Here is a 14491-nt window from a genome sequence, read left to right on the forward strand (position 1 = left end):
ATGACAGAGAGTACTTTAGTTTATTCTACCGAAGTTGGTCGAATTAAAGAGCAAAAGCAGCCGGTGCAACGCCCTAAAGGTGATGGTGTGGTTCGCATCCAAAAACAAACCAGTGGTAGAAAAGGCGCAGGTGTTTCAGTGATTACAGGGCTAGATTTAGCTGATGATGAATTGAAAAAATTAGCGGCTGAACTTAAAAAACGGTGTGGTTGTGGTGGTTCAGTTAAAGACGGCAATATTGAGATTCAAGGCGAAAAACGTGATTTACTAAAACAACTTTTAGAACAAAAAGGGTTTAAAGTAAAGTTAGCGGGCGGTTAAGATAAAACAAAAAATCCATCTTCAACTGAAGATGGATTTTTTTATGATTAACTTTCCATGAAGTCTGGTTGGTAAGCAAAGAAAATTGCCCCCAAGAAACTTAATACAGCAAATACCAGAAATGCATTATTTGGATTTGTAGCTTTGCGACTAAAATATTTAGCCGAGAAGAAGATATAAAGCACAATCATGATGATTTTCATGATGAGCCAGCTTTGTAACTGATAACCGACCAAGAAGAAAATCGTTAAGCCACTTGCAATTAAAAGTGTATCAACTAAGTGCGGTAAAATTTTTAGCAGTTTAATCGCTCGCCAATCTTTCCCAGTTAATTGCATTCCCCCACGGATAATTAATAATCCTAAACTTAAAAATGCACAAACAATGTGCAAATAAACTAACATAGTCACTCCAGATGTAAAAGGAAAGTGCGGTCAAAAGTGACCGCACTTTAATTTCTTATTTTGCAATACGCTTATATTTAATACGATGTGGTTGTGTTGCGGCTTCACCTAAGGTTTTCTTTTTCCACTCTTCGTAGTCAGAGAAGTTACCTTCGTAGAACGTCACTTTACCTTCATCACCGTAATCTAAAATATGAGTTGCAATACGGTCTAAGAACCAACGGTCATGGGAAATCACCATTGCACAACCAGGGAATTCTAAGATCGCATTTTCTAATGCACGTAAGGTTTCAACGTCTAAGTCATTGGTTGGTTCGTCCAATAACAGTACGTTACCACCACGTTGTAGAAGTTTAGCTAAGTGTAAACGACCACGTTCACCACCCGATAATTCGCCCACACGTTTTTGTTGATCTACGCCTTTGAAGTTGAAGCGTCCAACATACGCACGGCTTGGAATTTCAAAGTTACCAATAGTGAGGATATCTTGTCCGTTAGACACTTCTTCCCATACGGTTTTCTTATCATCCATTGAGTCACGGAACTGATCGACAGAGGCAAGTACCACAGTTTCACCCATTGTAATTGAGCCGCTATCTGGTTGTTCTTGACCTGAAAGCATACGGAATAGGGTAGATTTACCCGCACCATTCGCTCCGATAATACCCACGATAGCCCCTTTTGGAATGCTGAATGATAAATCGTCGATTAAAGTACGATCACCGTAAGATTTGGTGAGGTTTTGCACTTCGATCACTTTATCACCTAAACGTGGGCCAGGTGGAATAAAGAGTTCGTTTGTCTCGTTACGTTTTTGATATTCGCCAGAGTTTAATTCATCAAAGCGCGCCATACGTGCTTTGCTTTTCGCTTGGCGACCTTTAGGATTTTGACGAACCCATTCTAACTCTTTCGCAATTGATTTTTGACGCGCATTTTCAGTTGCTTGTTCTTGTTCTAAACGTTTCTCTTTTTGCTCTAACCAAGAAGAGTAGTTGCCTTCCCAAGGAATACCTTCACCACGGTCAAGCTCTAAGATCCAACCCGCAACGTTATCTAAGAAGTAACGGTCGTGGGTAATCGCTACAACAGTACCTTCGTAGTCATGTAAGAAGCGTTCTAACCATGCTACAGATTCTGCATCTAAGTGGTTGGTTGGCTCGTCTAATAAGAGCATGTCTGGTTTTTCGAGTAATAAGCGACAAAGTGCGACACGACGACGTTCGCCCCCAGATAAATGCTCAATTTTTGCATCCCAATCTGGTAAACGTAATGCATCTGCGGCACGTTCTAACTGGTTATCTAAATTATGTCCATCATGCGCTTGAATAATGGCTTCAAGGTTCGCTTGTTCAGCCGCTAATTTATCGAAATCCGCATCAGGATCAGCATAAAGTGCATAAACTTCATCTAAACGAGTCAGTGCATTTTTTACTTCAGAAACCGCTTCTTCTACCGCTTCACGTACAGTTTGTTGCGGATCAAGTTTTGGTTCTTGTGGAAGATAACCAATTTTGATACCCGGTTGTGGACGAGCTTCACCTTCGAACTCTTTATCCACGCCCGCCATAATGCGTAAGAGGGTTGATTTACCCGCACCATTTAAGCCCAGAACCCCGATTTTTGCGCCAGGGAAGAAGCTTAAAGAAATATCTTTCAAAATATGACGCTTCGGCGGCACCACTTTGCCGACACGGTGCATCGTATATACAAATTGCGTTGACATAATTTTCTCGATGTTATGAATAAAAGTGCGGTTATTTTACTTGATGTTTAGGGAATAAGCTATTTGAAAGGCAAAAAAAACCACCCATATAGGGTGGTAGGAAAGTAGTTTAGCTATATTTATGATTATTTTATTTAGGAACTTTATGAATATCAAGCAATCACTTGACGAGGCAAATAGTACATAAATTTCAGTTATAATGGAAATGCGAATGAATAATTTGTTGATACAAATCAAGAAAATCACAGGATTTTTTACGTTTAGATCGATTTTTATTCGATTTTGATTAGGAACTGCTTGTGATAAAATCTGTCTATTCAATTATTTAGCCTACTTTGTTTTTATTTATGTTTAAAAAATTACTCCTTGGATTATCGCTGATTTCTCCTTTTTCGGTTCTCGCACATCCTCATGCCTTTATTGATATGCAAACAAAACCCTTAGTGAAAGATAATCAACTTATTGGTTTTTCAACTCAATGGCTACTGGATGAAGCTAGCTCTTCAGCCGTATTGTATGATGTGATGCAGACGAAAGGTGATAAAGCTGCTCAACAGAAATTAGTTGATGAGGTAATGGCAAACGTTGTGAATGAACATTACTTTAGTTATGTCTTTGATAAAGAAAATCACAAAATTAAATATAAAAAACAGCCTGAAAATTATGGCATGCGTGTTAAAGGAAATGAGGTGGAGTATTATTTTGATTTTCTTTTAGCTCAGCCACAGACTTTGCAAAATAATGAATTTACGCTAATGACTTATGACAGCACCTATTATGTGGCAATGCGTTATGCTGAAATAGGTAAAAGAGCGGTTGATTTTTCAGCACTTCCTGCAAACTGCAAAGGGGAAGTGCTCGAACCTAATGTGGATGAAAAAATTAAATCCTACGCTTCATCATTGGATAAATCGCAAAAAAATGAAGATGATTCTCTTGGTGTATTGTTTGCGCAGAAAGTAAAAATTAAATGTGAATAAAAAAATGAAGTTAAAATTGACCGCACTCTTTATCGGCTTATTAGCGATTATTTTCGCCTTGCTACCTTGGCTTTTTGTGCAAGTCGCCGATTGGCAAAAAGCCTTTAATCAGCTGATTTCTGAAAATCTACACCAAATTCAAGCACATTCATCTACAGCAGGATTGTGGTTGATTTTTGCCGCCTTTTCTTATGGTGTATTACATGCATTAGGCCCTGGACATGGGAAATTTATTATTGCTGGTTATCTTTCTACTCACGAAAGCCAGCTTAAAACCAGCGTACGCTTAAGTTTACTTTCCTCTCTCATGCAAGGTTTTGTCGCAGTTGCAGCAACCTCCATTGTGGTGGTGATACTTAATCTTTCCTCTAAATATTTTAAACTTAGTCAGTTATGGCTGGAGCGTAGCGCACTCATTTTATTATTGTTACTAGGGTTTTATTGGATTGCTCAAGGTTTGAAAGGCTTGAAGAAAAAACAGTCTTTTCGTATCACATCGATTCAATCATTACCGAAACAGATTGGAGCAGCTTCGCCATTTCGATATGAGCAAGGAAAAGCAAGCCAAGCGCAGTGTAGTTGTGGACATCAACATCTACCCAATGATCAACAGCTTAAGCAATCGGGTGATTTAAAATCTCAACTCTTAGTGATTTTAACCATTGGTATGCGACCGTGTAGTGGCGCCATTTTTGTGCTTTTTCTCGCTTATATGCTGGATCTTTATTGGTGGGGAATTTTAGCTACTTTTGCCATGTCTTTGGGGACAGGATTAATGCTTTCGCTTTTTGCAGCGTTAGTACGCTATGCGAGAAATGTCGCGACTCGCTTAGGTCATTGGTATGGTTTAGCAGGTTCTAATCAAAAAGGCGAAGCTATGATCAAATGTATTGCGGGGGCAATGATGATCTTTTTTGCACTAAGCTTGTTATATGGCACGATGGGGGTTGTAACAGGTGGTGCAGCCTTATTCGGTGGATAAATAAATGGATTATTCAACCCAAGTGACGATTTCTTCAATTGGTCGACGAGATTTTTTCGTAATGTCTCTCGCACGATAACCAAATGTTGCTGCCACGGATACACCCCATTCACTTGGATCAAAGAGACCTTCAGCGGCTAAAACTTCATTCATTTTATCGTAGTTAAAGCCTTCAATAGGGCAAGAGTCTACACCGATAGCGGCAGCACCAGTTAGCATATTGGCTAATGCAATGTAGGTTTGTTTGCTTGTCCAATCAAATAATGCACGCTCGCTTTCTGCGGTTTTCATTTCAACTTCTTGTAAGCCTTTATATTTTTCTAAGGCTTTTTCTAATTGCTCGCCTTGTAAACCTCTACGCACCGCCACATCACGGAAGAAAGGCGTGTCATATCGAGCATTTTTCTTCGCAAGAATGATCACTAAATGACTACAATCATCTAATTGATATTGCATGCCCCAGCTAAAAGGTTTGAGCTTATCGCGTAATGCTTTATTTTGAATAACTAAGAACTTCCATGGCTCTGAACCGACTGAGCTTGGTGATAAACGAGCAAATTCTAAAATTGCCGCGAAATCTTCTTGGCTAATTTTTTTATTCGGATCGTAATAACGTGTTGAACAGCGATTTTCGAATACCTGAAGCATTTGTTCGCGTGTAATTTGACTCATGTTTTCTTCCTCTTAACATTATCTAATTTGTGATCTTTTGACCGCACTTTATCGCTCTTTCCAATATCCAATCCACTCTTTGAGTAATTGCATATTTTTAGTAATTGCGCCACCTTGCGGAATAAAATGCATCATATTGAGTCCGTAACTATCTGGCGTAATGCCTTCACCTACACTTGCAGGTAACACATCAAAGCCTTGTTGTTGGAATAATAATTTTGCACGTTGCATATGCCATTCATTAGTGACTAAAACAATCTTATGAACACCTTCTTTTTCCAATATTTGTTTGGTGAAAAGCGCATTTTCTTTAGTAGTAAGTGCTTTAGGTTCAATCCATTTGGTTGGCACATTAAAGAAGTTTTGGAGTTCTTCGGCGGCGATTTTTGCCTCAATGGCGCCAGTTGGACTTGCCCCTGTAATTAATAATGGCAAGTGCGTTTCTTTTTGCAAGAAAGCGGCATAACGCAAGCGCTCAAGTTGAATACCCGTTGAAGCTAATGGTGCGTAAAGTTCTTTGCTATCACGCAAACCACCGCCAAGTAAAACGATCGCTTGAGCTTGTTGGTAATCTTGCAGTGTTAAATGATCTTCAGTGATGAGACTATCTTTAAGTACTTGTGCAGTGTAAGGGATACTTAAAAGATAGAGTAGTGAGAAACCAAGTGCGGTTGAAATTCGACTTAATTTTTTGAAATTGAATTTAGCTAGAATAAGTGAAAGTCCCCATAAAATTAAAATATTAAATGGGGGGAGAATCATAGCGGTAATGAGTTTTTTCAATTCAAACATCATTTATCCAATTCAACAAAATCCAACTCTTTGGTCCACAGTTTCGCATAGCTGCTATTTTTACCATAAGAGTTATCGCAAACACGACTTGGGATTTCTAATAGGCAAGAGAAAATATGACCATGTAAGCGAGTAGTGATCACTTTGTCGTTTGCTAAGAATACTTGCGCAACACGTTTTACAATGCGTTGAGTATAGGCATACCAGAATTGATGGCAAAGATCTTTCAGCCAACCTAAGCCAAATTTGTTTGCCATTTTACTGATGCGCCAGCTTAATGCTAAAACCACATCATCTTCGGTTGAAAGAATGTCTTCCCAGTCTTTTACATTACTATTGGCAGGCAGTTGCGCTAAGATATTTTTTTCTACATCACTTGCTTCAATGTCTTTACGCAAGAAATAAAGTTGTTCACCCGTTGTGCCTTGCTTGGTTTCCATCGTGCCATAAAGCTGATGCGCCATATCGGGTGATAAATAAACATGATCAGAAAATTGTGCAAATAAATTCGCTGTTCTTTCGTCACGAGCCAGTAAATGGCAATCACTGTGGCTACGGAAAAGTGCGGCTGATTTTTGTAGATTTTCTTCGTGCTTAAAATAAGCGGTTTGTGGCAACACAATAATGCGATTATTCGGAAAATGAGTCACCATTTCTTCGCGGATTTTTTGATGCTGCGGATAAAGATCGCCAAAATTACCGCCACCATGTAAAAGGATGGTGGTGTTCGGTGTAATTTTTGCTTTGACTTCTTCAAGATCTAAATCATATTCGCAGCGTTTTAAGGTCACGTTAATGTGGTGATCTTTGAAAAATTGTTCTGTACCGTGATAAATCAATAAATCGCCCACGTTCAAATGAAGCGGGTAGTCAAAATAAAATACGTCGTTTTTATCTTTAATCAGTTCAACAATAGGATTCAGTTTATTTTTTAAATCAATAAGGAGTTGATTCATTTTTTTACTCTTTTCTTTAAATAGCTAAACAAGAAATTTTTTTCTGCTGTGTTTAATCCGAAGATTAAAATGACACAGATTAATACCATTTCTAAGATGATGGATTGTCCAATAAATTCCAATAAAGAATAACTGCGGGTGGTATCGGATATATAGATGATACCTAATAGCAGGCCAAACACCACGCCGACATTCACTAAATATGAGACAAATTCTTTGTGGTTAAATTTAATTTTTTTATTAATAAAATATAATCGATAGATTTGTGAGATGACCATCGTACTAAATTTACCCACAAAGGCAAATACTGGATTATAACCTAGTGTGAACAAATAATAAGCCAATGGCACCGTGCAAAGATCGATTAACGCCACGATGATATTGTATTGTTTTACAGTGGATGTGCCAATGGCTAATGCACTCATCCAAAATGCCCCAGCCATCGCACTGATTAATAAGCAAGCAATAATAGCTTGTACAAGCTGTTCAGTATATTGCGGAAGATGATCGCCTAACCAAAATGTCAGTAAGGTATGGGTGAAATACAATACAGGCGCAGAGAGAATCGCCATTAAATAAAGTGAATATTTTGAAATACCAAGAATTAATTGGCGATTGCGATCGTAATCTTTTGCTGCATAAGACTGAACCAACTGCGGATTAGCTGCCATTTGGAAATTATTTACAAAGCTGTAAACGGCACCTTCTACTTGTGTTGCAATCGCAACAGCGGCATTGACTGCCACACCAAAGAATAAGTTAGACACCATATTCAAGCCTTGTGTTGAACCCACATAAGCGACTTGCCCCATAAGCATCCAACCGGAAAAACTCACCATTTCTTTGGTTTTACTTAAATCTTTATATAAGCGGAAACGCGCAGCCTCTTTAAAATAATATTTAGTGAATAACACATAAAGAGAGAGCACAATTAAGCTGACTGAAAGCAATAAGCAGCCATAAGTAATCAACTTATCATAATGTGTGATATGACTTAAGATAAAGACAGAGGTCAGTTTTAAGATGGTTTCCCCTAATCCCAACCAAGCATAGAATCCCATTTTCTCGTGTGCAACAATCATGGCATTGAATGGCACTTTGATGATTTCAACGAGGGCAATAATTAATGCCAATTGGTAAACGATATTTGCAGCTTGCAAGCGTTCAGCGGGGATTACCAATTTGTGATTTAAAAACCATAAACCAGCGGTTTCAGCTAACACTAATACGATAAAAATAATGAGTAGGTGATTTAAGATACTAATATTAAAGACTTTATTGACACGTTGAATGTCATTTGAGGCTTTTTCTACGTTAATAAAACGCTGAGTGGTGGCGGTCATTGTGCCATTAAAAAAGGAAAATAAGACCACCACACCCATCACAATGTTATAGATACCAAAATCTTCCACACCCAATACTTGCAATACCACACGAGAGATATACAGCATCGCTCCCATATTAAAGAGCATTCGGATGTAAAGAAATAGCGTATTTTTAGCAATGGTTTTATTTGACATTGTGAAAATGAAATTAGAAAAATTGGGGGAATTATAGGGGGGATTGGGGTGTGTAGCAAGCATTGTGCAAGTTCTAAGCAATTGTACGGGCGTAGTAAAAAGAAAAGGCTAAATATAATTTAGCCTTTTGTTATTTAGACGATGCAGACTGCCAAATCCAATTGTTTGTTATGGAATTGATGCAATGTGCCACGATGGCCAACACTTAAAATGATCATATTCGGTAAGCGCTCTTTAATTGTTTTATAAAGCAGATACTCTGTTGGCTCATCAAGTGCTGATGTGGTTTCATCTAAAAAGACCACTTCAGGCTTCGTCAGTAAAATCCGAATAAATGCCACACGCTGTAATTCACCTGGTGACAAAATTGCTTGCCAATCGTTATCTATATCAAGACTATGAAGGTATTTATCCAAACAGCAATCCGCGAGTGTTTTTTCCAATTCAGGATGATAAGGATCAATATCAGGATAGCAAATTGCTTCACGTAGTGTGCCTTGTGGCATATAAGGACGTTGCGGTAAGAATAAACTGGTCACACAAGGATGTTCCACCTGCCCTACTGTCTCAAAAGGATAAATCCCCGCCATCGCTTTTAATAGAGATGTTTTCCCTGTGCCAGATGGACCTTGAATTAATAAAGCATCACCATTTTTTAATTCAATATTTAAGTTATTAAGTAATAATCTGCCTTGCTCATCTTTAATACCAAAATTTGATAACGCAACACGGTTAGAACATTTCATGGGTTGATGAACCTCTGAATGATCTAATTCATCTAACTTAGTCATAAAACCATAAAGACGATTTAAACGCGCTTGATAAAGCGTAAATTCTTCATAGAACAAACGGAAGAAAGAAAGTGCGGTCATTAATCGGTTAAATGCTTGCACAGTTTGGTGCATATCGCCCAGTTTGATTTGTCCAGTGAAAAAACGAGGCGCTTGCAGCATTAATGGTAAGAGTTTTGCAACGCGCGTGACACTTCCATTAAAGCCGTCTAATCCCAGCATTCTCAACACAATTGCCCAACGGTTATGAATGATTTCGGCAAATTTATTTTTCAGTAAATGCTGTTCTTGCTGTTCACCTTGATAGAATGCAATACTTTCCGCATTATCTCGCACTCGAATTAAAGAATAACGGTAGTCACCATTGAGTTTTTCTTTATTGAAGTTCAGCTTGATTAAAGGATGACCAATCCAAACGGACATTAACGTTGCGAGGATAATAAAGGCATAAATAAAGAAAACGACGCCTTTTTCGATATTCAAGCCAAAAAGACTTAATATTCCAGAAAGTGACCAAAGAATGATAGTGAATTCAATGGTAGTCAGGATCGAATTAATCATGCCCCGCACAATTTTTACAGTGCTACTGATAAATTCACGTGCATCTTGTTCAATACGTTGATCAATATTATCGGGCAGATCTTTTTCGTATTTGAGACGATAGTATTTTTTATTTTCTAACCATCGTTTAACAAGGACTTTATTCAAGCTTTCCAACCAACGGATTTCAAATACTTGTTGCAAGAAATAGTCGGCGATGGAGTGGATAACTTGTACCAATACTAAGAGGGCATTTAGTTTTGCAAAGAACCAAAACTTATCCGCATCTAATTCCTGCATTGAGCTATAAAGTCCATTATAGAAAAAAGAGTTGAGTACGCTGAAGCGGACTTCTAACAAAATCATGGTAAACAACACCAGTAGCATAACGATGATTTTGATGCTGTTACGGCGATTAATCGAAGGGGATGCAATATGCCAAAACTTCTGACCGAATGAGGTTTGTTTGAGTGCCAGTGTCGTCACGCTAAAGCACACAATCACCCAGAAAAGTGCGGTCAAAATCCAGCTTAAACTTGAGTTAAGTTCAGTTTGCCAATTCATTGATTATCCATTAAGTAAAAAACGAAAAAAGGGCGAAATATTCGCCCTCGTATTGTGCGCTCAATTAAAACTCAACTTTCGTGTTGAAGATAAATTCACGTCCATAACCTAATGCAACTGGGATCAATGTATTTGTTGCGTTACCAGAAGTGGATGGATAGTAAGTTTTATCTGCTAAGTTTTTACCGTTAAGTTGGAAAGAGACTTTCTTGCCAGAGATTTTGGTATCGTAAGCAATAAAGGCATCATATACCACGGCATGAGGTAATTTGTATGCTTTTGTGTAATCACTGTTATAAGCATGCCAAGAACCTAAATAACGAGCACCACCACCAACGCGGATGTTACCAAAATCAAATTCACCTACGTTATAAGCTAGGAATAGGGAAGCTTGATGTTTTGGTACACCAGAAAGTTGTTGATTTACCGCATCAGGATAAAGCTCATTTTCAAGTGATTTTACTTTGGTGTATGTATAGTTAGCCGCTACGCTTAGACTATCCGTAATTTGACCATTAAGATCAAATTCCACACCACGAGAACGTTGTTTGCCGACGATATTCAATTGCGCATTTGAACCAGAACCAACGGATTCAGCCACATTACGTTTGCTGATATTGAATAATGCAAGTGTCGCATTAAAGCCTGAGTTTTCGTATTTTGCACCAATTTCAAAAGATTTACCTTGTTCTGGTTTTAAATCTCCGCTAACAGGTGTTGCCACACTCATTTGTGGACGGAAAGATTCCGAGTAGTTTGTAAAGGTCGCAATATGTGGCGTAAATTTATATACGGCACCTAATTGATACAATAATTTACCATCGTGCTGATCGGTATTTCCGGTTTTTATTAGATTTTGACCTTTTTTACAGTTTGCCGCATTTAAGCAATGACGTCCTGCAAATTGATCAAAGTACTCATAACGTAAACCGCCCGTCATAATAAAGTTATCTGTAAAATAGGCGGTATCTTGAATATAAACACCAACAGTTTTGAGATAGTTATATTGGTAGGCGTTGCCATTACCATTTTTATGTGCTGCAACAGGGCTGGTATAGTTTGGATTATCAATATTAATATCTGAATTTGTAATACCTTTGTTATAAATCGGTCCAAGATCACGAATATTACGCATTGCATCAATACCGGCTACAAAGCGGTTAGCAATATCACCAATACCAAATTCACCGACAATATTTAATGTGCCACTATGAACACGCTGGTCACCTTGTTGCTGTTCAATCTCTCGGCGTACATGACGTGCACTTAATTCAGGAGAGGTAATCTCGCCCTTTTTATTTTTAACTGCAGGGATAGCAACATCTGTGACGTTAATATTTGTAATACGAGCTTGATCGTAGAAATATTTGTAACGCGCATAGCTATAACCCGCATTTAATTTCCAACCATCACTTAATTTGTGTTCAATTTTAAAATCAATGTTATCGGTTTTTGCGGTTGTTTCATTATTTGGTTCATCTAAACGACGCGATACTGGAATATCCGGTAAGGCATTGGTCGCGGTTAAAAGATTAGTACCACGATCAAATGGCTCAAGAATATCTTTATGTTCATAAGAAAGAAGCACTTTAGTTTTATCATTTTCCCAAGAAAGTGATGGTGCGTAAGTGGTATTTTTCACTTTGCCAAAATTACGCCAGTAGTCTTTTTCTTGTTTATCATAGATAAAGCGGTAAGCGAAACCATTTCCTAAGCCACCAGTAAAATCTAATTGCGTTCCCCACAGGCTATGATTACCTAAGGTTCCACCAACAACATAACGTGGCGTTTGTTGCGGTTTTTTAGTAATGATATTAACCACACCACCTGGATCTTGAATACCATAAAGTACAGATGCAGGTCCTTTTAAAACTTCAACGGTTTCAGTTGTCGCACTAAAGTTTTTAGCTGGGCCAGCTTGTAAACCGTTACGCATAATTGAGTTGTCACGGTTTCCACCAAAACCACGTTTTTGAATAGAGTCAAACATACCACCTAACGTATTCGCTTGACTTACACCACTGACGTTATAAAGTGCATCAATGAGTGATTCAGGTTTGCGATCTTCTAGCAGTTTAGTTGAAAGAATATTTACTGTGTTTGGCGTGTCGAATACTGGCACTTCAGCTTTTGATACGACTGATGTCCCTGTCGTTTGATAACCATTTTGTTTGATCCCCGTATCTTGAACGTTAATTTGCTCAAGCGTCTCGGTGTTTGTATCTACGGTTTGCTCAGTTTCTGCAAACGTAGAAATGGAAAAACTGGTTAAAAGTGCGGTTGAAATAAGGCTTAATTTAAAATTCATAATCGCTTCCCAATAGATACTAAAGAGCCAAGAGTATAGCAAAAACGTTTTCGTTAATCAATGCAAATTATTTTCATTTGTATGTATGCTTTATTCAGAAAAGATTCATTCAAATTAAGCGGGGGGAAAAAAGAAAAATCCCAAGCTAAAAAGCTTGGGATTGTAATATGGTGCGACTAGCTGGACTCGAACCAGTGACCCCCACCATGTCAAGGTGGTGCTCTAACCAACTGAGCTATAGTCGCGTAAAAGATGTGGCAGATGATAAACAGTTTTAATGATGAAAACAAGGGGATTTGTTTTAAGTTAAATTTAGCTGCTAAAAAAATAACCAAAATTTGTTGCAAAAACTCTCAGTGCTTGTTTTGATTTTGCAGTGGTTTAAGCGTATAATGCGCGACGGTTTTTATCTCGGATGAGCCGAAATTAAAAAAGCTTTTTTAAATTGTAACTATTTGTGGAGTTTAGATAATGTCTAGAAAATTAAGAAGAACGAAGATTGTATGTACAATGGGTCCAGCTACAGACCGCGATAACAATCTTGAAAAAATTATCGCAGCAGGCGCTAATGTTGTACGTATGAACTTTTCTCACGGTACACCAGATGATCATATTGAGCGTGCTGAGCGTGTTCGTTCGATCGCGAAAAAATTAGGTAAAACCGTGGCAATTTTAGGTGACTTACAAGGTCCTAAAATTCGTGTTTCTACTTTTAAAGACGGCAAAATTTTCTTAAATGTTGGCGATAAATTTATTCTTGATGCGGAATTACCAAAAGGTGAGGGTAATCAAGAAGCTGTTGGTTTAGACTATAAAACTCTTCCACAAGATGTTGTTCCTGGTGATATTCTTTTATTGGATGACGGCCGTGTTCAATTAAAAGTACTTTCTACAGAAGGTGCAAAAGTATTTACTGAAGTGACAGTTGGTGGTCCATTATCAAACAATAAAGGGATCAACAAATTAGGCGGTGGTTTATCTGCAGATGCATTAACTGAAAAAGATAAAGCAGATATCATCACAGCTGCACGTATCGGTGTAGATTACTTAGCTGTATCTTTCCCTCGTTCAAGTGCAGATTTAAACTATGCGCGTGAATTAGCAAAACAAGCAGGTTTAGACGCGAAAATCGTTGCTAAAGTTGAACGTGCTGAAACTGTTGTTGATGAAGCAGCAATGGATGATATCATCCTTGCTTCTGATGTCATCATGGTTGCGCGTGGTGACTTAGGTGTTGAGATTGGTGACCCAGAATTAGTTGGCGTACAGAAAAAATTAATTCGTCGTTCACGTCAATTAAACCGTGCGGTTATTACTGCAACTCAAATGATGGAGTCAATGATCAGCAACCCAATGCCTACTCGTGCAGAAGTTATGGACGTGGCAAATGCGGTATTGGATGGTACTGACGCGGTAATGCTTTCAGCAGAAACTGCTGCAGGGCAATATCCAGCTGAGACTGTGGCGACAATGGCTCGCGTATGTTTAGGTGCAGAAAAAATGCCAAGCATCAATATTTCTAAACACCGTTTAGATCGTGAGTTCAGAGATATTGAAGAATCTGTCGCGATGTCAGCAATGTACGCAGCAAACCACTTAAACGGTATCGCTGCAATCATTACATTAAGCCACTCTGGTCGTACACCATTATTAATGTCACGTATCAGCTCAGGTTTACCAATCTTTGCACTTTCTCGTGTTCAAGAAACATTAAACCGTTGTGCATTATACCGCGGTGTGACACCAGTTCATTTTGATGGTGAATCTCGTAGCTCTGCGGGTGCAAAAGCAGCGATTAACCTATTAAAAGAAAAAGGTTATTTAGTTTCAGGTGATGTTGTTTTATTAACACAAGGTGATGAATCAGAAGGTACAACTAACGTTTGTCGTACTTTAACTGTTGAATAATCAACATTCATGAATAAAAAAGAGCGG

At 38.3% G+C, this 14491-nt stretch carries 12 protein-coding genes and 1 tRNA gene; 4 read left to right on the top strand and 9 right to left on the bottom strand.

The window, feature by feature from the left end; translation table 11 throughout:
* On the top strand, nt 1–321 hold the full coding sequence (yciH, locus tag QP437_RS05940) for a stress response translation initiation inhibitor YciH (protein ID WP_070775442.1): 321 nt from the start codon (nt 1–3) through the stop codon (nt 319–321).
* 47 nt (nt 322–368) lie between these two features.
* Here yciH and QP437_RS05945 read toward each other — a convergent pair whose 3' ends face one another.
* Nucleotides 369–725 (bottom strand): SirB2 family protein, encoded by a 357-nt coding sequence (locus QP437_RS05945; protein ID WP_162860499.1) that lies wholly within the window; start codon nt 723–725, stop codon nt 369–371.
* Nucleotides 726–780: 55 nt separating this feature from the next.
* The gene (ettA, locus tag QP437_RS05950; RefSeq protein WP_102704091.1) at nt 781–2451 is read right to left on the bottom strand and encodes an energy-dependent translational throttle protein EttA; all 1671 of its coding nucleotides are present in this window, start codon (nt 2449–2451) and stop codon (nt 781–783) included.
* A gap of 347 nt (nt 2452–2798) precedes the next feature.
* Here ettA and zevA point away from each other — a divergent pair, with 347 nt between their 5' ends.
* The gene (gene zevA, locus QP437_RS05955; protein ID WP_285267268.1) at nt 2799–3431 is read left to right on the top strand and encodes a zinc transporter binding subunit ZevA; all 633 of its coding nucleotides are present in this window, start codon (nt 2799–2801) and stop codon (nt 3429–3431) included.
* A 4-nt stretch (nt 3432–3435) separates the two neighbouring features.
* Nucleotides 3436–4413: a zinc transporter permease subunit ZevB gene (zevB, locus tag QP437_RS05960; protein ID WP_285267269.1), complete on the top strand. Its 978-nt coding sequence runs from the start codon at nt 3436–3438 to the stop codon at nt 4411–4413.
* A gap of 9 nt (nt 4414–4422) precedes the next feature.
* Here zevB and QP437_RS05965 read toward each other — a convergent pair whose 3' ends face one another.
* From QP437_RS05965 to QP437_RS05995, 7 genes are all read right to left on the bottom strand, one after another.
* Entirely contained in the window at nt 4423–5085 is a 663-nt protein-coding gene (locus QP437_RS05965; RefSeq protein ID WP_054419333.1) for an NAD(P)H-dependent oxidoreductase, read from the bottom strand.
* 48 nt (nt 5086–5133) lie between these two features.
* Nucleotides 5134–5877: a YdcF family protein gene (locus QP437_RS05970; protein ID WP_285267270.1), complete on the bottom strand. Its 744-nt coding sequence runs from the start codon at nt 5875–5877 to the stop codon at nt 5134–5136.
* Complete coding sequence (locus QP437_RS05975; RefSeq protein WP_285267271.1) at nt 5877–6833, bottom strand: polysaccharide pyruvyl transferase family protein; 957 nt, start codon at nt 6831–6833, stop codon at nt 5877–5879. The genes QP437_RS05970 and QP437_RS05975 overlap by 1 nt, the downstream gene beginning before the upstream one ends.
* Nucleotides 6830–8353 (bottom strand): lipopolysaccharide biosynthesis protein, encoded by a 1524-nt coding sequence (locus tag QP437_RS05980; protein ID WP_285267272.1) that lies wholly within the window; start codon nt 8351–8353, stop codon nt 6830–6832. Before QP437_RS05980 ends, QP437_RS05975 begins: the two co-directional genes overlap by 4 nt.
* A gap of 134 nt (nt 8354–8487) precedes the next feature.
* Nucleotides 8488–10248 (bottom strand): ABC transporter ATP-binding protein/permease, encoded by a 1761-nt coding sequence (locus tag QP437_RS05985; RefSeq protein ID WP_285267273.1) that lies wholly within the window; start codon nt 10246–10248, stop codon nt 8488–8490.
* 64 nt (nt 10249–10312) lie between these two features.
* The gene (locus QP437_RS05990) at nt 10313–12556 is read right to left on the bottom strand and encodes a TonB-dependent siderophore receptor (RefSeq protein WP_285267274.1); all 2244 of its coding nucleotides are present in this window, start codon (nt 12554–12556) and stop codon (nt 10313–10315) included.
* Nucleotides 12557–12724: 168 nt separating this feature from the next.
* Nucleotides 12725–12801, bottom strand: a tRNA-Val gene (locus QP437_RS05995).
* A gap of 226 nt (nt 12802–13027) precedes the next feature.
* Here QP437_RS05995 and pyk point away from each other — a divergent pair.
* Entirely contained in the window at nt 13028–14464 is a 1437-nt protein-coding gene (gene pyk / locus QP437_RS06000; RefSeq protein ID WP_285267275.1) for a pyruvate kinase, read from the top strand.
* Nucleotides 14465–14491 lie beyond the last annotated feature (27 nt).

It is taken from the genome of Haemophilus sp. UMB1048 (genome assembly GCF_030218125.1).
GTDB lineage: Bacteria > Pseudomonadota > Gammaproteobacteria > Enterobacterales > Pasteurellaceae > Haemophilus_D.